The sequence below is a fragment of the Sphaerospermopsis kisseleviana CS-549 genome, assembly GCF_028329225.1.
Classification (GTDB): domain Bacteria; phylum Cyanobacteriota; class Cyanobacteriia; order Cyanobacteriales; family Nostocaceae; genus Sphaerospermopsis; species Sphaerospermopsis kisseleviana.
Genome location: NZ_JAQMTI010000174.1, coordinates 1 through 23,510 on the forward strand (window position 1 = coordinate 1; position 23,510 = coordinate 23,510).

Here is a 23,510-nt window from a genome sequence, read left to right on the forward strand (position 1 = left end):
ATATATCAAAGGTTAGAGGCTGATAAACACAGAAATTAGTGCAAGGGTTTTGAAGGGTATACCGGAAAAAGTGTGCATTTTTTGGGATTTCAAGAGATGGCAAAGAAATTTTCAAATCTCCTCCTGACTCCTGACTCCTGACTCCTATGCCCTCACGGAAAGACTTTCTCAGCAAACCCCAATTATCCATTGTTAATTGTCCATTGTTGAAACCATTTCAAATTCTAACTGATGACTTTTGAGAAAATCATGAGTGAAATGATCTACCACATTTGTATCACTTAACTCTAAATTATAAAAGTCTACAAAATCATGATCAAAATATGGTCCTGCGTGCCAAGTTCCAACTTCTAATTTAATAAAACAATTTCCAGGAATACGAAAAGCAGCAAGTTTTTCTAATACAGGTTTGTTAATGTCGTTTTTAGGTGGACAAACTGCCATAAACCAATTTTTTCCTGCTAAAGAACCTAAACATTGAGTACATTGGATATGACGGGTAATTTTATGAAACTTTGTTCCTTTATTGTGCAAACGCATAATATAAAAACGAGGAATACCGTTTTGTAAATTTAATTGTGCGTCTTCGGAATCAAAAGATTTCCTATCTTTGCTGGCAAATATTACTTGTCCATAGGGTTGAAAGTTTTCTGGTGTGATCAATTCTGCTGTTAATTGTTTTAATGTTGAAGATGTAGTCATAAAAAATCCTGCAACAATCCTATTTATCCTATATCCTATATCTTATATAAATTATAGTTTATTTTATGTGAGTGAAGTACACAAGGGCGGGCAGGATGCCCACCCCACAAGATTGATAATATATTGGTAAATAATATTAACAGTTACCAGTCTAGTTCATGAGGAATTATTGATTTAGGAATAATCTTATTTTTCTTTAACAAATTTTGACACGAGAAAAGAATAAATGCATCTGCCAAATTAACCAAGATTTTACCCGCCAAGCTGCCATTGACTGGTTTTCTGTAGATGATGATGAGGATAATTTGATGTTTTTTGGTTCATAGTGTAACCATTTAGCTGGTAGGTGTCCCATCGGTGTTATAGGGGATAATTGAAAAGTTAAATCTTCATAATCTAACCATTTTCCATCTTTGCGCCAACCCAAGCGATCGCCTAATTTCTTTTCTGTTTCATAGTCTATTTGACCACCCATTTCACTCCAGATTGTTTGTTGAATTTTAAACCCAAAATAACCATAACTGTATTGTTCCCAAAGTCGGTCAATAATATGCAGGTCTTGACAAGGAAAGTTCTCAATATCTTCTTGATAAACTTCATTCCAGTAATTTTTTTGCATAACTTTAAGCATTAATTTAGCAGTTTCAATATCTGCTTCTTGCCATTTATTTTCTGCCAGCAGATCCCGCAATTTTGTATAGTCAATATTTTGATTTATCAAAAATTCTGGTTGGGAACTAATCTGATTATTAGCTACTTCCATTAATTCTGTCTTTTGAGTCGTAACTAGAGATGATGTAGAGACAAGATTTACTTCTGCTTTGTCTAGAGTTTGGATTTGTTGAGATATTTGTTGAGATATATAATTTGAGATTAAATCAATACCTTGACCCAAGAATAAGCCATTTTCACTGGTATCAAAATTTGGGCTTTGCCAATTTAATAATTGAGATTGAATTAAGACATCTTTTAATCGAGAATTTTTCTCATAACTTTTTACCATAAAATCAAGAAAAGTTTGAGAAAAGGCTTCATTGTCTTCGGTTGTAAATAAATTGGACTGATAATTTAAAATATTTTCCCCTAGATTTTTAATATCTCCCACAGTTGCATAAAAATATTCATCTACTTTCATCACTTCATCTATTAAAGATTGAAAAGGACTAAAATAATCTTGAATAGAATCTTCAAAATTAATGGCATTATGGGCAAGTTTAGCTATTTCTTGACGAATTTTATAAGCTTTTTGTTGATACTCGTAGATTTCTTGATATACTGCTAAATCTTTAACTATTTGTTGTACAATTTGTCTTTGATTCTTAGTGTCTTCTGCCAGTTTACTAATACCTTCACTAATTAATTTAATTTTCTCTAAAGTTAATAAATAAGCATTACTCAAGATGATAACAGCTTTAAAATTTTCTTTTTTCTCCCATCTGAGTTCATTTAAGATCCGCGGATTTTGTTGATTTTTTAGTTCTAATTTACTTCTGGCATCTTCGAGATTTCTGATTTCTAAATATTTTGCTTGAAATAATTTCTTTAAATTATCCATCAACGTTAACAAAAAACCCTGATAACTTTCCTGATAATTTTCCAGAAAATCAATAATCTGATTATAATCTATGATAAATAATTGAATTTCTGCTAAAATTTCCCCTTGAGTAATTGCTGTTTTACGTTTAATTATTCCAGCAATATAATGATAACGAACACCTTCTTTAATTAATTTTTGACGTTCACGAATTTTCTTTTGTAGTGTTTTTACAGCAGGATTTTTTAGAACTGGTAATTGATAGGTTCTTTCATAAATTTTGATGCTTTTATAATTAATAAATTGTTTTGGCTTTTGGGTGAGCATAAGTTTTATTTTCAGTTATTTTCCAAATTTACAGCAGTTTCCAAAGAGATAAATTAGACATTTAGCGGGCAAGATGCCTGTTCCACTTATACAAATTAAATGCACAACAGCTTATCTTGATGAAGTAGTTAGAGAAATTGATTTTTGGCGCTTATAATCTGCAATTGATAAGAGTTGCCAATGATTATTTTCTGTAAGTTCTAGTACCCATTGATGATAAGCAAATAAACTTTCTCGATGTCCCACACTAATAAAAGTTGTGTTTGTAGCTTGTAATTGAGAATATAAATTTTCTTCGTTTTTTAAATCTAAAGCACTGGTCGCTTCATCTAAAATAGTAAAGCTAGGCAAAGAAATTAATAATCTAGCAAAAGCTAAACGTTGCTGTTCTCCTAATGATAAAATATTCTCCCAAGCCACTTCTGTATCAAAACTCTTGACGCGGGTGAGCAGGTTTTGTAAATTCACTTGATGCAGAATTTCTTCTAGTTGGTGATCGCTCATTTCCCGATCTGAATGCGGATAAAGTAGTTGTTGACGTAGAGTTCCTAAAATTATATAAGGACGTTGGGGAAGAAATAACATTTCCTTTAATGCAGGTCTAACTAACCTACCACTTCCTGCATTCCATAAACCTGCGATCGCTCTCAACAAAGAACTTTTACCCCTACCACTAGCACCAACTATTAATAACCCTTCTCCTGGGGGAACAGATAATGATAAATCTTCAACTATCACTTGTTCATAATTGGGTGTTTTTAAAGTAAAATCCTCAAACCCTAGACGGGGTTCTTCTAGGACTTTAATAGTACCAAAAGTACCCAAGTTCTCAGGTTTTTTGCTTACCGATGCTAACGCATCTGAAAATTCCGCTAACCTTTGGACATAACTAGAAAATCTGCCTGAGTTACCAAATTCAGCTATTAATACACCTAAAGCATTGGAAAACATAAAACTACAAAATGTAGCTTGGCTAATTTCTCCATAATTAATCTGATCTTGAATAAATAAAGGTGTCAGAGTAAACATAGAAAATAAACTAATTGCTGACTGATAAGCACTGTTAAAAATATCTTGCCCTCTTTCCCAATTTAGCCTCCGTTCTGAATTTTTCAGCACATTCTCAAATCTACGTTTAATAATATTTAATTCTTCGGTTTCTCCTTGGAAAAAAGCAATTGATTCTGCATGATTTCTCACATGAGTTAGACAATAATTAAAATCGGCTTTAAATGCTAGTTCTTCTCGATTAATTTTCGCTAATTCTTGACTTAAAAAAATCGCCAATATATTACCGACAATTGTATAAACGATGAGATAAATTGCCACTTGTGAAGAAATAGTCCAAAGAATGATTACAGCAGCAATCATATCCATGAATTTTTCTATAAAAGTAGTGGAAAATCTCAACGCATTGATGGTAATAGGTTCAATTTCTTGGGCTATGCGTTGATCTGGATTAGTAATTTTAGACTTAAAATTGATTTTATAATAGGCTTGATTGCTCAAATATTTAGTTAAAATATGATTATTCAACCACTTGTACCAATCCATAGCTATTTTCTTTCTAATATATTTAGAAAATGCTACTAAAAGTACAGTGACAACGATAAATATAACAGATATCCATAATGTACCTAGATACTTTTCTAGGTTTTTCTCTTCAATGACGATATCAAAAACGTAACGATTCCAGAAACTACTAAGACTATTGATACCCACAACGGAAGTGATTAATATCAGCAACAGAATAAACATTCCCCATGAATAAATCACTTCGGAAAATGCTCTTGTTCCTACCTCTGTTGGATACCAATAAGGACCAGCAACTAATTTCAAATCCCGCCAAAGTTGTATAGCAGTGGCAAAAGGATTAAATGGTGTTTGATCAGTAACGCTACGAGTTTGCATAATTTCGATATTTATATCTATTACTTATCTATTACTTTGATTTTTACCAGTTAGAAGAATTTCTGCGATCGCCTGAGAAATTGCAAAATGTGGTGCAAATATTTCTAACCAGAAAAATTCCCCAACTGGATTAATTTCTAGAAAAACATAGTCTCCATCAGGTGTGACAATCATATCAATTGCTCCGTAGTTTAAACCAAATTCAGCCATCAATTGCAGTAGTTTTTTCTCAATATCTGGCGGTAAATCATAAGCTTGCCAAGCGTCTTTTAATGCTCTCCCTTGTTTACGCCAATCATAGGTAGCTCCTGCACAACTTTGAGAATTTACTGCTGCTGTAAATACGCGCTGTCCCACAATAGTTATCCGCAACTCTAGCGCCTTGGGTACGTTTTCTTGAAACGTCATCGGACAAAAACGCAGTCCTTCCAGATTTTCTAAATCCTCATCTTTAACTGGACTTGTAAACACAAAAAACTGTTCTCCCTGTTCGCCAAAAATTGCAAAGGAAGAAAGCATTTTTGTTACTATACCTTGTTGATGACATTCAGCGGCAAATTGTTTAACTGCTTCTGGGTTGTTAGTCGTCAGAGTGCGTGGGGTAAGCAGTCCTATTTTTCGTGCTATTTGTAGCTGTAGTTGTTTATGATGAGTTCTTTCTACATTGAACATCAAATCAAAATGAAAGCCAGGAAGACTAGCAATCATAGCTCGAACAGTAGCGCGAGATTCGTTAATTGATGCTTCTCTATATTGCTGATCCATCGTGTTGGGAATTTTTGCCCCATAGCGCATCCTGCGATACCAAACCGCAGAAACTTCACTCACATCCAGTTGCTTTTCCCCATCAGTGATCATTACCCGTTCTGTATCACCTTGATAAATATCTAATTTGATTTCTGTAGGATATCTGTCAGTATCAAACCGAAATGCTGTTTCTCCTTGATCTTCAATTGCTTTGATCACTAAAGGAATACTTTCATTGTCGTTGCTATATGTGACTATTAAAATTGTCATAAATAAAATATATGATTTTAATTAAATTAGGAATTATAACCGTAGACAAGGCTTGAGGACATTCACCAAAACTAGAAGTTAGACAATAGAAGGCTGTTAAAACTGTCACCTGTCACCTGTCACCTGTCACCTGTCGTTAATAACTATAAAAGTAGTGTATCAGCGATCGCCTTAGCAATAGGCAAATCCAAATCTTTTTCTAGCATTCCCCATTCACCTATAGGATTAATCTCTAAAAATATATATTCTCCTGATGGTGTAACAATCAAATCTAACGCTCCAAACAACAGCCCCAATTTATTCATAAATATTTGCAAATGACGCAGCACTTGTTCAGGAAGATCATAGTGTTGCCATACACCAACATCAACACCAGGTTTACGCCAATCTACTTTTGATGTGTCATAAACACTGGCATCTAACGCACCAACAAATACTTTACCATTGACATACACCACCCGCAATTCCCACTGTTTAGGAATTTGCTCTTGAAACACCATCGGACAGTAACGCAGTGACTCCGCATTTTCTAAGTCTGACTCTTTAACCACGCTGGTATAAAGAAAGAAAGAAGTAGATTCCATAGTCTGGGATAAAGGAGTTAATAACTTACTCACCATCTTACCTTTGACTTGATGGAAAAACTCTCTTGCAGCTTCAGCTTTGTTAGTAACGAGAGTCTGAGGAATGACAAAACCTACCTCAGTAGCAACCCGCAGTTGGCGCAACTTATCATTGGCAGCATTTATACATTCTAAATTATCTACCCAATGCGCTTTCCGCAAACTATCCCAGAAACCATTTAAGGTGGCTTGTGATTCTCTTATACAAGCTTCTCGAAACTTAGGAGCTAAGTCTGCACTTAGTTTTGGTTTCCATATTCGCCGCAACCACACCGCTTGTACTTGTTCTGTACTGATAGAATAGCCGCCATATTCTATAGTGTGATAGATTTTGTTGTTATCAAAATGTGCTGTTAATTGTACTTCAAGCGGAAACCTATCAGTATCTAAACGAAATGGTTGCACCCCTTTTTTTAACAATGCTTCAGCCACTCTATCTATTGTGAAAAAATCACCACTGTGAGTAATTAATAAAACAATGTCACGAGACAGGTGCATAAAAACTTTTTGAATTGAAGTTTGATTAACTATGGTTTGCTAAAAAATTCTTTCCATTAGGGCTTAGGAGTCAGGATTTACAGCATATTTCATACCCGTGAGGTACAAACTCAAATCATAAAACCCTTGTGGAACAGGCATCCTGCCTGTTATCTTCCCATCTCTACTGTCACCTGTCACCTGTCACCTGCTATAAATCCCCGATTTCTTGTAGACACCTGTATGGTAGCTGTCCAACGGGTAGAATTCGGGGATATTCAACCAGCAGCGATCGCTTAAATATTTTTGATATCTGGCTATTTATTCAGAAACAAACAGAAGTTTTCAATTTTTTGATGCTGCTATTTCTGCAATTTCAGATTCACTATATTTAGCAATCTTCGCAATCAGAAGGCCACTTGAAAGTAAATATTGGAGGAGGTAATGGCTGTTCTTCTGGTTGTGGTGTTGGTGTTTCTGGTGGTTCTTCTTCTGCGGCCAAGAAGCGAGCGAAAAATGGCAAGGCTTCAATATTCGTTAATGTTGCTGTTGTCATAATATATTCCTGTTTTCCTCAGAGGAACTTTATGTTAGCTATCAAAGATATATCAGTAAATGAGTGTTAAAGCAAGGACATTTAAGATATTTAAGATATTTAAGTTAAATCTCATGATTAGAAAGCAATGTAAATAAGGTAAAAATAAAAAGGTTTTGTTCGCGTAGCGTGCCGTAGGCAATTCTCAAACTCCCCCATTTATAATGGGGTAATCAATCAAAGTCCCCCTTTTTTAGGGGATTTAGAGGGATCTAAAAAGTCTAAATTTCCTTAACCTAAGATTATTCTGAATATTACGTTTTTTACTTTTAATGTAAGCATTCAGCCGTCAGCTAAGGTTAAGGATTATTTACTTAATTCTCAAAGCTTTCAACTCTTACCCATTTCAAAACTTTTGAGTCTTTATTATAGCGGTAGGTAGAACCATCCTTCGTAGTAATGGTTTGACCTTTGCTGGCCTTGCTTCTCACAGTACCCAGTGAATAGTCAGTTAGTTCCTGCATTTCTCGATGAGAAAGCCCTACAATTTCACCTGTATCTACTGTTGATGTTTCAGGTTGATTTTCAGGTTCATCATCAGATACAAAATCTATGATAATTTCTGAATTTTCAGAAGCATCTGTTAATATTTCTGCTTGATTTTCAGGTTCATCATCAGATACAAAATCTATGATAATTTCTGAATTTTCAGAAGCATCTGTTAATATTTCTGCTTGATTTTCAGGTTCATCATCAGATACAAAATCTATGGTAATTTCTCTATTTTCAGGAGAAACTGTTAATGTTTCTGGTTGAGTTGCGGGTTTACTATTGGGTACAACTTCTATGGTGATACCAGAATTTTCAGCATAATTATCAGTAGTAAGTTCTTGTGCTTTTTGCTGTCTATAATCCTCAACAGATAGCAGTCGCCAACTAGAATCTTGTGAAAGTTCTAAAACCCATTGATGATAACTAAATAGACTTTCTCGATGTCCTACACTGATATAGGTTGTGTTTGTTTCTTGTAATTGTTGATATAAATTACCTTCATTATTCAAATCTAAAGCACTTGTAGCTTCATCTAAAATAGTAAAGCTAGGACGAGTAACTAATAAACGTGCAAATGCTAAACGTTGTTGTTCTCCCAAAGAAAGGATATTTTCCCAAGGAAGTTCTGTATCAAAATTATCTATTCGACTTAATAAGTTTTGCAAATTAACTTGTTTTAAAATTGCTTCCAGTGCGCGATCGCTCATTCCCCGTGTTGTATGGGGATAGAGTAACTGTTCTCGCAAAGTTCCTAAAATAATATAAGGACGTTGAGGTAAAAATAATACATCTTCTAGGGGTGGTCTAATCACACGACCAGTCCCTGAGTTCCACAAACCAGCGATCGCCCTCAACAAAGAACTTTTACCCCTACCACTTGGACCGACAATTAATAAACCCTCACCAGGTTGAACACTCAGCGACAACTCTTCAACAATTACCTGTTCATAATTGGGAGTTTGTAAAGTAACATTCTCAAAAGCTAGTCGCTTTTCCTCTTTCGTCTTAATTATACTGACATTTTCCGGTTCTTTAGTGACAGATTTTAACGCTTCCGAAAGTTCAAATAAACGGTCAATGTAACTAGAAAATTTTCCTGAAGTGGCAAATTCTTTGATTAATTCAGCCATTGCTGTGGCGAACAAATTACAAGCTAAAGCAGCTTGGGAAATTTCTCCAAAATCAATTTCTCCTCTAATTTGCATTGGTCCAAATACTATAAATGGAAATATTTGAATAACCGCCTGATATCCTCGATTAAAAATATCCTGACTTCTTTCCCAATCAATCTTGCGTTTAACACTTTGAACAATCCTATTAAATCTCCGATTAACAATGTTTAATTCCTGTGATTCTCCCTGGAAAAAAGCTATTGATTCTGCATGATTACGCACATGAGTTAAACTGTAAGTATAGTCTGCATTTGATTCAACTTCTTCTTGCTTAATTTTGTTTAATTCTTGTGCCAAGTAAATAGCAATTAAATTACCAACTACTGTATAACAAACTAAAGCAACTGCTACAAATTTAGAGAGCGTCCAGAGCAGTATTAAAAAAGCTGTCATTTCTAGGACTTTTTCTAGCAATGTAGCTGAAAAGCTGAGAAAATCTTTAGTTAAAGGCTCAATTTCTTGTGATATTTGTTGATCTGGATTGGTAACATCGGACTGAAAATTGATTTTATAATATGCCCGATTATTGAAATATTTTGATAAAATTTGACTATTCAGCCATTCATACCAGTCAAGAGCTATTTTTTTTCTAACAAATTTAGAAATTCCTACTAAAATTGTTACCAAAACCAGCGCAAAACCATAAAGCAATAATAAATCACTAAATTTTTCTAAATCCTTTTCTTGTGTAATAACATCTATTAAATAGCGGTTAACAAAGCTGTTAAAAACTGTTGCACCTACCATAACAACAATTAATAATACTAGAAGAGCCAACATTCCATAAGTGCGAATCACCTCTGAAAATGCTCTACCATTTGCATCTGTAGGATACCAATATGGACCGACAACCGCTTGGAAATTTTTCCAAAATTGATTAGTACCTGAAGCAGAATTATCGTTGGCGGATTTATTAATAAAAGTTGTAGCTTGCATCTGTAAAAAATTATTTGAGTCTTATGGAGCAGATAACAGAGAACAAAAGGGCTAATAAACGTATAATTTATTTGTTAGTAAAAGCCCGGCTTATGACTAACACAAATAAAATAACATTACATTCCTATGTTAATGATCAGGATGAAGTCGAAATTATCCTGAGTCTTTAATGATTAGACCTGTCCGAGAAATTAAATATGGGTGATTTTAAACCCTTCTAGAGACGTTCCATGAAACGTCTCTATTCTTTTTCGGATGTGTCTAATGGTAAGTGTTAATGGTCAATTTACAAAATAGACTATTCAAAGATACCATCCTTCCAGAGTTTTAAGACTTCGCTGGCTGTAAAATAGCGTTCTTGTTCTGTCGCCATAGATTTGATGACGGCACGCATTTTCTCATACTTTTGTCTGGTTTGAGGGTTTTGCAGTTGTTTTTCAAAGAGATATTGAAAATTACTGACTCCGCTCCATTTACCAAAGACAATATTTACATCGTTGTGGGGAAATATAGCATAGCTCAGGGGATCACGAAACAGAGAGTTGACATGAATACCTGATTGGTGACTTTGTGCAGTTTGAGAATAGGGGTGTGCAGGACGAATCCCCATTTGCTCAATATAATTGGTGACTACCTCAACAGCATCATAGTTTATACCCTCCACTTCAATACCAAAACGGACACGCAACCCATTTAATACTTGCTCTAGAGCAACATTGCCGGCTCGCTCTCCTATACCACAAAATGTTCCTGATATTGTAGTCGCTCCCGCTATCACGGACTGGAGAGTATTTTCTAAAGCTAACCCTATGTCATTGTGGTAGTGTACCCCTAATTCTACCCCTGTAGTGGACTGAAGCAAATCATTAATCCAGATATAGCTCTTTTCTGGACTCAGAACCCCTACCGTATCACACAGTAGGAAGTGTTCAATATAAGGACCGCATGAACGGATACACTGTACTAAAAAGTCGAAATCTGCTCTAGAAGCATCCTCAGCCGCAAATTCTACTCTTAGTCCTGCAACTTGTGTGGCATAGCGGAGATTTTCCACAATCACATCAAGCGCATCTTGACGAACTTTATTGATGATGTGAAATGGGATATCGTCATCAATGGTTTTGCCTTGGTATTCGCTCATCAAACGGACATGGGGATTGCGTAAAAACAGCAAGCGATCAGAAACAGCATGGAAGAGAATAATCCGCTTAACTCCATAGTTTTTCGCCTGATCAATGTACTCTTTTCCCATCATCGTAGAAGCAGTAATCAGATGAGTTAATCCATCTGATATTAATGTTTTGGCAAGCTCTGATTCTTGCTCACAAACACTCGGCATAATAGCAAATCCACTGACTCCTGTCTGTGCAATGAGATGGGCAAGTTTGTGTTTGGTTGGTAGAGAGAAAAAAATACCAACTTGTTGTTCTCCATCCCGCAAGGTTTCATCAGAAATTTTGATTGGCAGAGTTTTCATTTTTTTATCCCAATTTAAAATGCAAAATTAAAAAAGTCAGGTTGATGATTATGAGTGATTTATTGATTAAATCATCATCAGCCGTAAGTGTGAAGCTAAGGTTTTGACATTCGGTTCATAAAGCATCCGTCCGTGATTTCCAGGTACAGATATTACCTTCACAGGGTTTGGTGTGTAAGCTTGCCATCCCCAGTCCGGTAAATCGTAATTGGTCAGTGCTTGGAGTTCTCGCACCACTATTTCCGGCACGTCTTCAGCACGGAATAAAACAATCGGGGCAGAAATTCGATGAACAGGCTGATAATTTACGTAATTGAGCGTCTGCACTCTCATCACTTGCATATTAGTTTTGAGTAAAGCAAGGCTGGAGTGTTCCGGTAGGGCATTATGACGGTATAAATAACTTGCCGCCAAATCCCAACGGGATTCGTCATCGCTTTGAGCCGCTAAATTAGCGTATTCTAAACCGAGAGAAACTCCTTTGAAAGCTTCGATGCGTTGGATTATTTGCCAAATCCAATCAATATCTGCTCTATTTTTGAAATGTTCCGGATTAGAAACCAATCCCGCATCCAAGATAGCTAGCAAACCCACCTTTTCACCTTGCTGCTCCAGTTGGGAGGCTATTTCAAAAGCGACACTACAACCGGAAGAGTACCCCAGCAATATATAAGGTCCTTGAGGTTGCTGTTGACGTAATTGGGAAATCAGTTGACTTGCGTGGTCGGCTACTGAGTGAGGAAGTATGCTCAGTCCATCTCTTCCTGGCGCATCGAGTCCATAGACAGGATGTTCAATACCTAAATTGATTGCCAAATCTCGAAAATAGAAGCTGTGTCCGTTAGAGCCAGATACACAAAATAGGGGGGTTGCATCTCCTAGAGGCTGAATCGGTACTAAATCAGAATTTGATTGTTCCATCTCCCTATTACCTAATGTTTGTGCTAGTTGAGCAATAGTAGGATTCTGAAATAAACTGCTCAAAGCCAGTTGTTGTCCAAACTCTTGTTGTACAAGATTGAGTAATTTGACTGCTAATAAAGAATGGCCGCCCAAATCGAAAAAGTTATCATGAATGCCAATTTCTTGACGTTCCAGAATAGCAGACCAAATGTGCGCTAATTGTGCTTCGACTTTGTTGCGTGGTGGTGTGTATGAACCTTGAACCCCAATATTAGGAGTAGGTAAAGCTTGCCGGTTAATTTTGCCATTGGGGGTTAAGGGTAACTCGTCTAGAACCATGATCTGAGCAGGAATCATGTAATCAGGTAGACGAGTTTTCAGGTAATTTTTCAATTGGGGCGATAAATCAGGGGTAATTCCTGTTAGATATGCAATTAAACTCTGATTATTTTCAGTTTTATGTACAGTAACAATTGCTTCTTTGACAGTAGGGTATTGCAACAAGACTGATTCAATTTCACCCAATTCTATGCGGAAACCACGGAGTTTGATTTGGTTATCAATACGACCAATAAACTCGATATTGCCATCAGGTTTCAATCTTACTAAGTCCCCAGTTTTGTAAATGCGCTCAGTTTTGCCGAATAATTCAATTTCCATAAACTTTTCGGCGGTTAATTCAGGACGATGGAGATAACCCCGCGCTAAACCAACACCAGCAATACACAATTCTCCAGGAATACCAGGAGGTAATGGTTGATTATGTGCATCTAAAATATAGATGCGGAGATTAGATAATGGTTTACCAATAAGTGGTTTTTTACCATTGGGTTGACAAAGAGCGATGCTAGTACAAATTGTAGATTCCGTTGGTCCGTAAGCATTAAAAAAACTTCTTCCTTTTGCCCATCGGGTAACTAATTCTTTGGGGCAAACTTCACCACCAGTAATTAAAATTTGCAAATCAGGTAAGGTTGCGTGGGGTAACAAAGATAAAACTGAAGGTGGTAAGATAACATGAGTAATTTTGTATTCAGTTAAAAAGTCAATCAGTTCTTGACTAGGTAACAGATTTTCTTTTTTTGTGAGATATAAACAAGCACCTACGGAAAGGGTAGAAGCAATTTCCCAAATGGAAGCATCAAAACTGAAATTAGCAAACTGTAGTACACGACTTTGCGGTTGAATTTGCAAAATTTCATCAACTGCCAAAATTAAATTTACCAGTCCACCATGTTCAATCATTACCCCCTTGGGTTTTCCCGTTGAACCAGAAGTATAAATAACATAAGCTAAATTATTGTAATTGACAGTGGTCACTGAGCGAAGTCGAAGTGTTGACAATTGACAATTGACAATTAGTGATGGGTACTTGTCTAGTTCTTCATCTAAATAAACAACTTCAATAGGTTTTCCTAAACTATCTAAAGGTAATTTATCTACTACAAAACTTTGAGTTAATAAAACCGATATTCCCGAATCTTCTAACATCAACTCAATTCGTTCTTGGGGATAGTTGGGATCAATGGGTACATAAGCACCACCAGCTTTCATGATACCCAAAACACCAATGATCATTTCTAAAGAACGTTCAACAGAAATACCAATTAAGGTATCTGGTTGAACTTTATAATTTTCAATTAAATAATTAGCTAGTTGGTTGGCTTTTTCATTTAACTGTTGATAAGTTAGATTTTCAGATTCAAAAACTACAGCAATATTATGAGGATTTTTTATAACTTGTTCTGCAAATAAATCAACAAAAGTTTTATCTTGAGGATATTCGGTTTGAGTTTGATTCCATCGTTGTAGTTTTAGCAGTTCTTCTCCTGTCATCAAAGGTAAAGTATTGATTGATTGGTGGGGATGATCAATAATTCCTTGAAGCAGAACTGCAAACTGTTCCGCCATCCGTTGGATAGTACCCCTTGCAAATAGATCGGTGGCGTATTCCCAAGAGCAGTTTAATTGGTTGTCAGACTCGGTTATCAACAGCGTTAAATCAAACTTAGCGATCGCACCCTTGACTCCCAGCAACTCAGTATCTAACCCTGATAAATCCAAATCTGGACTAGCATTATTTTCCAGGGTAAACATGACCTGGAATAAAGGGTTATAGCTCATACTGCGTTCTGGTCGTAACTTTTCTACCAGCACATCAAAGGGAACGTCTTGATGAGCATAAGCATCTAAACAGGTTTGGCGAGTTTGTTGTAAAAACTCAATAAAACTTTGCTCTTTACCCTGAGCGCAGCCGAAGGGTGGTTTGATTTGCTGACGCATAACCAAAGTATTGACAAAAAAGCCAATTAACCCTTGAGTCTGGCTATGGGTGCGGTTAGCAATGGGAGAACCAATACATAAGTCTTCTTGCCGACTGTAACGAGATAGTAAAATACTCAAAGCAGCCAACAAAATCATATATAAACTTACGCCTTGCTGTTGACTAAAAGCATTAACAGCAGTAGTTAATTGCGGTGAGAGAGAATAAATATAGCGATCGCCTCTATAACTTTGCTGTGCTGGACGGGGATAATCTGTAGGCAATTCCAGTAATGGGGAAGCATCACCTAGTTGATGTTTCCAGTAATCAATTTGCTTTTCTAATACTTCTCCTTGTAACCAGTGGCGTTGCCAAGTTGCATAATCACTGTATTGAATCGGTAAGGGAGCAAGATTTGGGGTCTTACCTTGAGAATAAGCAGTATAAGCTTGCCATAACTCCCGCAAAAATACTCCCATTGACCAGCCATCACTGATAATGTGGTGCATATTGATGGACAAGACAGATTTTTGCTCCCTTCGGCTTCGCTCAGGATAAACCTCCAATTGCAGCAGTTTAGCTTTAAACAAAGGTCCAGTATTTAAGTCAAAGTGTTCTTGTGCATGAGCGTCAATTAAATCTTGGATATTTGGGCATTGGGTATCTAAATCAAGCTCTCCCTTGTTCCCAGTCCCTAATTCCCGGCAATCTTGTACTGTTAAAACTGTGATCTCGTCTAAACTGCGGATGGCAACTTGTGGTTGTCCGGCAACTGTAGGAAAATACATCCTCAGACTCTCGTGCCGATTCAGCAGATAAGCCAAACTAGAATGTAGGGCATCAATATTCAGGTTGCCGTTCAGTTGTAAAGCGATCGGCATATTGTAAGTAGCTGATGACCCTTGGAGTTGTGCTAATAGCCAGAGACGTTGTTGAGCAAAGGACGGAAGCTTGGGAGAGTCAGCACTTAAAGCAGGAATTTCTGCGGTGATCACAGCTTGTGTTTTAGCAGCTTTCAAGAAGGTGAGAATCTCTGCTTTGTGGTTTTGAATTTCCTGCTTCAGTTCCGCAGTCAGGGCATTTTTGCTAGTCCGAATCCGTAACTTATCATCTTCAGCCCAAATTCGGCAGCCCATGTTCTGCAAACGAAGCATTAAAGAAACTATTTGCTGATTGTGTGTTATGGTCATAGTTCAATTTCCTCTTCGTCTGAGTTTAAAGGTTGTATATCTGTGGTTGTCGAATTAACCCAAATGCAGCTATCTATATAATTTGCCAAGTCAATGATAGTAGGAGACTCAAATACTTGACGCAGTGGCAGTTCTACTTTGAAAGTGTCACGAATGCGGTAGCAAAGTTGGGTAGCTAATAAAGAATGTCCTCCCAAGTTGAAGAAGTTATCTTGTCGGGCTATGACCTCATATTTCAGCAGTTTTGCCCAAAGTTGAGCCAGCAATTTTTCTGTTTCTGTTATAGGTAATTCAATGTTTGTAGCTACCACTGTTTTACCTGGTGCTGGTAATGCTTTACGGTCTACTTTGCCATTGGGTGTTAGTGGTAGTTTTTCTAAAACAACAAAATGGCTAGGAATCATATAATCAGGGAGATTTTTTCCTAGAAAATACCGCCATTCTTCTAGTAATGCTGGGTCAACTTGATTGGTGCGATATTGTAACGGTTGATTGGCGTAATGTTGCCAAGGTTTCTGTCGCCAATTTTTACTTTGATTAAATCTTGGTATTTGCTCTTTTCCAGGAATATTCCTTTGGAAAATAACATCGTAATAGGCAAAACTGGTAGAAGTGTATTGAATAAAAGGTGTGTAAGGTAAATCTTGCGTTAAATCTAGGAATGCTTCCGGTTCGATGCCTGATTTGACTTGGGCAATAACAGCTTTTAAGTCGGAAACCTGACCATCTATCTGAGTAATTTTTTCTAACAACGCCATTTCTGAAGTGAGCCGCGCATTCGGAATATATTTAATGCTTAATAAATCCGGTCGCTCAGTTGTTAAAATTCTCTCAATTGTTTTTATATTTAACTGCTGTTCTTGCCAATCTAAACATTGGGTTTCGGTAACAGAAGTTTCTGTTTGATCCAAATATAGAACAACGTCATAACGAAAACGGCTCATTTCCGTATGGCTGTAACCCCGTTTCAATTGAACTTTTACGTGACTAATCCGGGGAAATTTTTGTTTAAGGGCGATAAAGAAATCAGGATCAATCAGTAATTCGCCTTCGTTGCAGATGCTTTTTTGAATTTGTTGGCGTAAGTCCTGAATTGATAATTTATCAGGAGCGCGATAAAATTCTACTGCGGTATGGAAAGCCTCCAATAAATGTAGATTTCGCACATCTCCCATGAAGATTTTTCCCTGATTACTTACAGTTTTGATCGCCCCTTCGATGACTGACAACAAGTAATCCAAAGAAGGGAAATACTGAATTACAGAATTGATGATTACCAAGTCATAAGTATTGGATTCAATGCCCTCAAACTGGTTAGCGGCACTTTGTTTTAAAGTAACTTTGTTTTGGAGAGATTGCTGTTTGAGATATTGTTCAATATACTGCAATCCGCTGGATGAAAAATCTGTCCCCAGGTAATGCTGACAATGGGATGCAACTTTAAACAATAACATCCCTGTTCCACAACCAATTTCCCAAACTCGTTTGGGTGCAAGTTCTAAAATTTGCTCAACTGTTATATCGCGCCATTCTTGCATGGCCGACTGGGGAATGGGTTTTCCTGTGTAGCTATCCTTCCAACCTGCGAGATTCAAAGTTGGATCATCGGTTGGGTTTGGTTGCTGAGTGTAGCTATCATTAAATACTTGTTCCCACAATTTTATCTGTTCACTTTGGTTGATATGGTCGCCTTCCGTTGTAGGGACGACATAAGCTACCAGATGTTGATAGCGAAGCGCTCCGTAGGAATCGTGTTCGCTATCTTCCCGCACCAAAACAACCGCTTCCTGAATTTTGGAATGTTTGAGTAAAGATGCTTCAATTTCACCTAATTCAATACGGAAACCCCGCAGTTTGATTTGGTAATCAATCCGTCCTAAGTATTGCAGATTACCATCAGGTAACCACCGAGCTAAATCACCAGTTTTATAAATTCGCTCAGTTTTGCCGAATAATTCCACGTTCAGAAATTTTTCGGCGGTAGTTTCAGGACGATGTAAATAACGCTGTGCTAAACCTGCACCTGCAATGCAAAGTTCTCCAGGAATACCAGGGGGCAGGGGTTGATTATATTTATCTAAAATGTAGATGCGAGTGTTAGCGATCGCTTGACCTATAGTTGGTTCATGCTGGGCATTTTTGGCAACTTTCGTAAATGTAGAGTAAGTTGTGTCTTCAGACGGTCCATAGAGGTTGTAAACTTCTCTGACAGATGTGTTTTGATATAAAGCCTGTACCAAACTATTTTTTAATGGTTCACCAGCTAAATTAATTACCTGTACACTTGCGGGAATAGCATTCATATTCAGCAGTTCCGCCGCCGCACTCGGTACAGTATTAATCAAAGTTATCGGTACAGGACTCTGACGTGCTTGCTCAATGTATAGTGCATTTTCTACCAAAATCACACTACCACCTTGAGTCAGGGGAACAAAAATTTCAAAAATGGAGAGATCGAAACAAATTGAGGTTGAAGCTAAGACACCTGCAAGCTGTTCTGCACTAAAGACTGAATGCGCCCATTTTACAAAGGCTACGGGACTAGAATGGGCGATCGCCACTCCTTTAGGTCGCCCTGTAGAACCAGAGGTATAAATTATATAAGCTAAATCATTATTAATGCTGATGGGATGGGGATTATTTGTTGGCTGTTGAGTCCATGTTTGTTCATCCAAAAAAACTACTTGAGCAGTATTTTTCAGCTTTTCTAAAGGAAGTTGCTTTTTCAGGGATTTAGTTGTTAGTAATACCGCCGCATTACTATCTTCGAGCATTAAATGAATGCGTTCTTGGGGATAACTCGGATCAATCGGTACATAAGCTCCACCGGCTTTGAGGATAGCAAAGATACCGATGAGCATTTCCAAGGAACGATCAATGCAAATCGCCATCAGTGGGTTATCAGATATGCTTTTGAGTTGCAAGAGATGATGCGCCAGTTGATTAGCTTTTTGATTGAGTTCTTGATAACTCAGGCTTTGATCTGCAAACACAACTGCAATCTGATCGGGTGTTTTTGCTACCTGTTGTTCAAACAGAGTTACCAATGTTTGGTTCTGAGGGTAATCTGTGTCAGTTTGATTCCAGATTAGCAGTTGTTGAACTTCTGCTGAAGTGGTGATGGGTAGCTGATAAATCGGCTGTTGGGGATTTTGGGTAATTGCTGTCAGCAAAACTTCAAAATGTCCCGCCATGCGTCTAATGGTTGATGCCTCAAATAAATCTGTGGCATATTCCCACATACAATTTAGTTGCTCATCTCTTTCGCACAAATCCAGCAGTATATCAAACTTGGCAAAGGGGAAACTTTGTTCCAAGTATTGAATATCAAGCCCTGGTAAACTCACATTCACCCCAGCCCCCGCCGCGTTTTGCAACACCATCATCACTTGGAATAAGGGATTATGGCTGAGGCTGCGTTCTGGTTGCAGTTTTTCTACCAAATAATCAAAGGGAATATCTTGATGAGCATAAGCATCTAAGCAAGTTTGACGGGTTTGTTGGAGTAAATTAATAAATCCTTGTTCTGGCTTGATTTTGCTTCGCAATACTAAGGTGTTGACAAAAAAGCCAATTAACCCTTCTGTGTGGCTATGAGTGCGGTTAGCGATCGCACTACCAACACATAAATCCTCTTGGCGGCTGTAACGGGATAGTAAGATATTGAAAGCAGTCAACAGGGTCATAAATAAACTCACCCCTTGTTCTTGACTCAAGTTTTTAAGCTTCTGAGTTAGTTCTTGACTCAAACAATATTCTTCACGCCCACCTTGGTAACTTTGTTGCGCTGGACGGGGATGATCTGTAGGTAACTCTAATAACCTGGGTGCATCGCCTAGTTGTTGTTTCCAATAATTTTCCTGACTTGCTAAAGTCTCCCCTTGTAACCAATTGCGTTGCCAAGCTGCATAATCACTATACTGAATCGGTAACGGTGATAAGTTGGGAGTAGAACCGACTGCAAAAGCGGTGTATGCTTTTTCCCATTCCCGCTTAAATACACCCATTGACCAACCATCACTAATAATGTGGTGCATATTTATCAGCAGGACATTTTTCTGGGGGCTGAGTTGCACTAGTTTGGCTTTGAACAGGGGTCCAGTATTTAAGTCAAAGGGTTCTTGAGCATGGTTATCAGCTAATTTTTGTAAGATTTCCGCTTGTGTGTGGGGATCGAGTTCTTGTAAGTTGGCGATTGCCAGCACTTCTATATCTTCTATACTTCTAACTACTACTTGCGGCTCTCCCTCCAAAGCCGGAAAATAACTGCGTAAACTCGTATGACGTTGTAGTAAATAAGTTAAACTCTGAGTTAGAGCCTCTACATTGAGTTTGCCATTTAATTCGTATGCGAATGGCATATTATAGGTAGAAGAAGTTCCTGTCGCTTCCAGTTGAGCGATAAACCAAAGTCTTGATTGGGCAAAAGACAGAGTTTTTGGTTCATTTTCTAACTGGGGGGAAATGGGAGGTAAAGCCACACTCGCAGATGCTTTATCAATTTCCCTCGCCAACTCAGATAAAATGCTTTGCTCAAATATCTTACGAACAGGTACTTCTACTCTGAAAATATCACGAGTGCGGGCAACTAATTGAGTTGCTAACAGGGAATTTCCACCTAATTCAAAGAAGTTATCAGAACGACCAACAGAGTTAACTTTTAATAAACTTTGCCATAAACTAGCGAGTAGTTCTTCTGTGGGAGTTACTGGTATTTCCAAATCAGCAGCAGTGGCTGTGTTTGGTGCTGGTAATGCACGACGGTTTATTTTTCCATTAGCAGTCAAGGGCAAGTTTTCCAAAACCATAATCTGGCTAGGAATCATATAATTTGGCAAGCGATTTTTGAGGTATTCTCTTACTTCAATTACCCCCTTAAACGCCAAGCCAGCGGTTTTTTCTGACTCTGTAACATAGGCAATTAACCGGGGATTGTTATCAGTTTCATATAAAATTACCACAGCTTCTTTAACTGATGGATGTTGTAATAATAGTGATTCTATTTCACCCAGTTCAATTCTAAAACCTCGTAATTTTACCTGCTCATCAATGCGACCCAAATATTCTAAATATCCTTCATTATTCCATTTAGCTAAATCACCGGTTTTATAAATCCGTTCAGATTTACCAAATAAATTAATATCAATAAATTTTGTGGCTGTTAAATCAGGACGATGAAGATAACCCCGCGCTAAACCTATTCCTGCAATACACAATTCACCGGGGATACCAGGGGGTAATAGTTGATTATTGGCATCTAAAATATAAATACGGATATTAGGTAATGGTTTACCGATTGGTGGTTTTTTGCTGTTTATCTGACTATTAGGTTGACAAAGATAAATAGCAGCCGTCACAGTAGATTCTGTCGGACCATAACAATTGTATAAATGTTGTTCTGTTCCCCACTGACTTACCAATTCAGCCGAACAAGCCTCTCCACCAACAGTCAGACATTGTAAATCTGGGAAACTCACTTTTGGTAAGACAGATAAAGCCGAAGGAGATAAAAAGCCATGAGTAATTTTGTGTTTAGTTAAAAAATCAACTAAGCTTTTACCAGGTAATAAAGTATCTTTATGAGCTAAATATAAACAAGCACCTGCTGATAAAGCAGTTGCAATTTCACCAATAGATAAATCAAAACTAAAAGACCCAAATTGTAGCAAGCGACTGTGATTTTGAACTTGAAAACTTTCACCCCAAGCTAAAGCTAAATTAACAATTGCTTGATGTTCAATCATTACTCCTTTGGGTTTTCCTGTTGACCCAGAGGTATAAATTACATAAGCTAAATTATTGTAATTGACAGTGGTCACTGAGCAAAGTCGAGGTGTTGACAATTGACAATTGACATTTAATGATGGGTATTGATCTCGTTCTGCATCTAAGTAAACAACTTCAACAGGATTTTGTAAACTATCTAAAGGTAACTTATCTACTAAACAACTTTGAGTTAATAAAACCGATACTCCAGAATCTTCTAACATCAACTCAATTCGTTCTTGGGGATAGTTGGGATCAATGGGTACATAAGCACCACCAGCTTTCAGAATCCCTAAAATACCAACAATCATTTCCAAAGAACGTTCCACAGAAATACCGATTAAGGTATCTGGTTGTATTGGGTAATTTTCAATTAAGTAATTAGCTAGTTGGTTTGCTTTTGCATTTAACTGTTGATAAGTTAGATTTTCAGATGCAAAAACTACAGCTAAATTATTAGGATTCTTAATAACTTGCTGTTCAAATAAGTCAACAAGAGTTTTATTTTGAGGATATTCTGTTTGTGTTTGATTCCATGTTTTTAGTTGCTGAATTTCATCTTCAGTCAGCAAAGATAGAGTATTAATTGATTGATGGGGATGATCAATAATTTGCTGTACCAGAACCTCAAAATGGCGCATCATTCTTTGAATAGTTGTCTCTGCAAACAAATCCGTTGCATATTCCCATTCTCCAGTTAAACCTTGGGGAGTTTCCCGGAAAATTAAGGATAAATCAAAGAATGTTGTGGTGTTTTCCCACTCAAAGCGGGTGAGAGTTAAACCAGGAATTAAAAGTGTTTCGGGAGTTCCACTTTGTAAACCAAAAGCGACTTGAAATAGGGGATGATGAGCAAGCGATCGCTCTAATCCTAATTCATCAACTAATTTTTCAAATGGTAAATCTTGATGATCATAAGCATCTAAAGTTACTTGTTTTACCCGTTGCAGTAATTCTATAAAAGTAGGATTTCCTTGTAAGTTGGTACGCAAAGCTAAAGTATTGACAAAAAAGCCAATTAAGGGTTCTATTTCTTTGCGGTTACGATTGGCGATCGCAGAACCAACTACAATATCATTTTGACCACTATAACGAGACAATAACAGCGCGAATACTGCCAGCAAAGTCATAAACAAAGTAGTTCCTGACTCCTGACTTAACCGCTTTAATTTTTGTGTTAAATCTAAATTAATTTGGATAAATTCACTACGTCCGCGAAAACTTTGGACTGATGGACGGGGATGATCTGTAGGTAGTTCTAATAATGGGTTAATTTCTGCTAATTGTTGTTGCCAATAATTGAGTTGTTTATTTAAAGTTTCTCCTTGTAAATATGATCTTTGCCAGTGAGCAAAATCAGCATATTGTAAAGATAATGGTGATAAAGGATAAGATTGTCCATTACAAAAAGCGGTGTAAAGAGTGAATAATTCTTTGCGGAAAATATCCATTGACCAACCATCGCAAACTATGTGATGAATGACCAATAACAGCAGATGAGATTGATCAGCTAGTTTTAGTAATTTTACTCGCAATAAAGGAGCTTTTGATAAATCAAATGGCTGTTGTAATTCTGCTGTTGCTAAATGTTGCGCTTTGCTTAACTGATCTTTTTCTGGTATTTGTCGCCAGTCTAGAACTTCTATTTTTAATTCAGGTTGGCTGTGAATTACCTGTATGGGTGATTCATTAACAACAGAGAAGCTAGTGCGTAAGATTTCATGGCGTTGGATAATTTCTAAAATAGCTTTTTCTAAGGCATTAATATTTAAAATACCGCTAATTTGCCAGAAAAATGGCACGTTATAAACACCATTTTCTCCTTCTAGTTGGTCAATAAACCACAGTCTTTGTTGAGCAAAGGAGAGGGGAAGGGGTTTTTCCCGTGATACTGGTTCGAGGAGTGGGGTTTGTTGTTGCTTTTTGAGTTTTTGTAAAACTAATGCTCGTTTTTCTGGTGATAATTTTTCAAGTTGTTTTAGTAAGTCGCTCATAATATTTTTGTTTAGTTTTTTTTGTTAAAGGTTATTTTTTATCGTTCGCGTAGCGTGCCGTAAGGCATACCATAGAGGCACAGAGAACACAGAGATTAAGAGGGGTAATATTTCATTAATTCATGATGATT

Annotated in this window: 12 protein-coding genes; 1 reads left to right on the forward strand and 11 read right to left on the reverse strand. The window is 37.1% G+C overall.

Features of this window, described 5'->3' with window-relative positions; translation table 11 throughout:
• The 6 genes from PN497_RS14250 to PN497_RS14275 form a co-directional block, all read right to left on the reverse strand.
• Window positions 1-190: hypothetical protein (locus PN497_RS14250; RefSeq protein ID WP_272110467.1), on the reverse strand; the 190-nt coding region annotated here is incomplete at its 3' end.
• Window positions 191-192: 2 nt separating this feature from the next.
• Complete coding sequence (locus tag PN497_RS14255; protein WP_096571770.1) at window positions 193-702, reverse strand: ureidoglycolate lyase; 510 nt, start codon at window positions 700-702, stop codon at window positions 193-195.
• Between the two features lie 196 nt (window positions 703-898).
• Complete coding sequence (locus PN497_RS14260; RefSeq protein WP_096571771.1) at window positions 899-2,563, reverse strand: GUN4 domain-containing protein; 1,665 nt, start codon at window positions 2,561-2,563, stop codon at window positions 899-901.
• 111 nt (window positions 2,564-2,674) lie between these two features.
• Window positions 2,675-4,474 (reverse strand): ABC transporter ATP-binding protein/permease, encoded by a 1,800-nt coding sequence (locus tag PN497_RS14265; protein ID WP_096571772.1) that lies wholly within the window; start codon window positions 4,472-4,474, stop codon window positions 2,675-2,677.
• A 24-nt stretch (window positions 4,475-4,498) separates the two neighbouring features.
• The gene (locus PN497_RS14270; RefSeq protein WP_096571773.1) at window positions 4,499-5,491 is read right to left on the reverse strand and encodes an MvdD family ATP-grasp ribosomal peptide maturase; all 993 of its coding nucleotides are present in this window, start codon (window positions 5,489-5,491) and stop codon (window positions 4,499-4,501) included.
• 143 nt (window positions 5,492-5,634) lie between these two features.
• A complete protein-coding gene (locus PN497_RS14275) occupies window positions 5,635-6,612 on the reverse strand; it encodes an MvdC family ATP-grasp ribosomal peptide maturase (RefSeq protein WP_096571774.1) in 978 nt (325 codons plus the stop codon).
• 126 nt (window positions 6,613-6,738) lie between these two features.
• Between PN497_RS14275 and PN497_RS14280 the strand changes: the two genes are divergently transcribed.
• A complete protein-coding gene (locus tag PN497_RS14280; protein ID WP_272110471.1) occupies window positions 6,739-6,891 on the forward strand; it encodes a hypothetical protein in 153 nt (50 codons plus the stop codon).
• Between the two features lie 91 nt (window positions 6,892-6,982).
• Here the strand turns inward: PN497_RS14280 and PN497_RS14285 are convergent, their stop codons facing one another.
• The 5 genes from PN497_RS14285 to PN497_RS14305 all read right to left on the reverse strand — a co-directional run bounded on the left by PN497_RS14285 (window position 6,983) and on the right by PN497_RS14305 (window position 23,379).
• Complete coding sequence (locus tag PN497_RS14285) at window positions 6,983-7,147, reverse strand: microviridin/marinostatin family tricyclic proteinase inhibitor (RefSeq protein ID WP_096571775.1); 165 nt, start codon at window positions 7,145-7,147, stop codon at window positions 6,983-6,985.
• A 353-nt stretch (window positions 7,148-7,500) separates the two neighbouring features.
• Window positions 7,501-9,786: an ABC transporter ATP-binding protein/permease gene (locus PN497_RS14290; RefSeq protein WP_096571776.1), complete on the reverse strand. Its 2,286-nt coding sequence runs from the start codon at window positions 9,784-9,786 to the stop codon at window positions 7,501-7,503.
• Window positions 9,787-10,084: 298 nt separating this feature from the next.
• Entirely contained in the window at window positions 10,085-11,263 is a 1,179-nt protein-coding gene (locus PN497_RS14295; protein ID WP_272110474.1) for a 2-isopropylmalate synthase, read from the reverse strand.
• A gap of 66 nt (window positions 11,264-11,329) precedes the next feature.
• Window positions 11,330-15,619 carry a non-ribosomal peptide synthetase gene (locus PN497_RS14300; protein ID WP_272110476.1) on the reverse strand — a complete coding sequence of 1,430 codons (4,290 nt, stop codon included), beginning with the start codon at window positions 15,617-15,619 and terminating at the stop codon, window positions 11,330-11,332.
• A complete protein-coding gene (locus PN497_RS14305) occupies window positions 15,616-23,379 on the reverse strand; it encodes a non-ribosomal peptide synthetase (protein WP_096571777.1) in 7,764 nt (2,587 codons plus the stop codon). Before PN497_RS14305 ends, PN497_RS14300 begins: the two co-directional genes overlap by 4 nt.
• Between the last annotated feature and the right edge of the window lie 131 nt (window positions 23,380-23,510).

Excerpts from the sequence above, each read along its gene's own strand:
- PN497_RS14255 (WP_096571770.1), bottom strand. The coding sequence starts at position 702 with ATGACTACATCTTCAACATTAAAACAATTAACAGCAGAATTGATCACA.
- PN497_RS14260 (WP_096571771.1), bottom strand. The coding sequence starts at position 2,563 with ATGCTCACCCAAAAGCCAAAACAATTTATTAATTATAAAAGCATCAAA.
- PN497_RS14265 (WP_096571772.1), bottom strand. The coding sequence starts at position 4,474 with ATGCAAACTCGTAGCGTTACTGATCAAACACCATTTAATCCTTTTGCC.
- PN497_RS14270 (WP_096571773.1), bottom strand. The coding sequence starts at position 5,491 with ATGACAATTTTAATAGTCACATATAGCAACGACAATGAAAGTATTCCT.
- PN497_RS14275 (WP_096571774.1), bottom strand. The coding sequence starts at position 6,612 with ATGCACCTGTCTCGTGACATTGTTTTATTAATTACTCACAGTGGTGAT.
- PN497_RS14285 (WP_096571775.1), bottom strand. The coding sequence starts at position 7,147 with ATGACAACAGCAACATTAACGAATATTGAAGCCTTGCCATTTTTCGCT.
- PN497_RS14290 (WP_096571776.1), bottom strand. The coding sequence starts at position 9,786 with ATGCAAGCTACAACTTTTATTAATAAATCCGCCAACGATAATTCTGCT.
- PN497_RS14295 (WP_272110474.1), bottom strand. The coding sequence starts at position 11,263 with ATGAAAACTCTGCCAATCAAAATTTCTGATGAAACCTTGCGGGATGGA.
- PN497_RS14300 (WP_272110476.1), bottom strand. The coding sequence starts at position 15,619 with ATGACCATAACACACAATCAGCAAATAGTTTCTTTAATGCTTCGTTTG.
- PN497_RS14305 (WP_096571777.1), bottom strand. The coding sequence starts at position 23,379 with ATGAGCGACTTACTAAAACAACTTGAAAAATTATCACCAGAAAAACGA.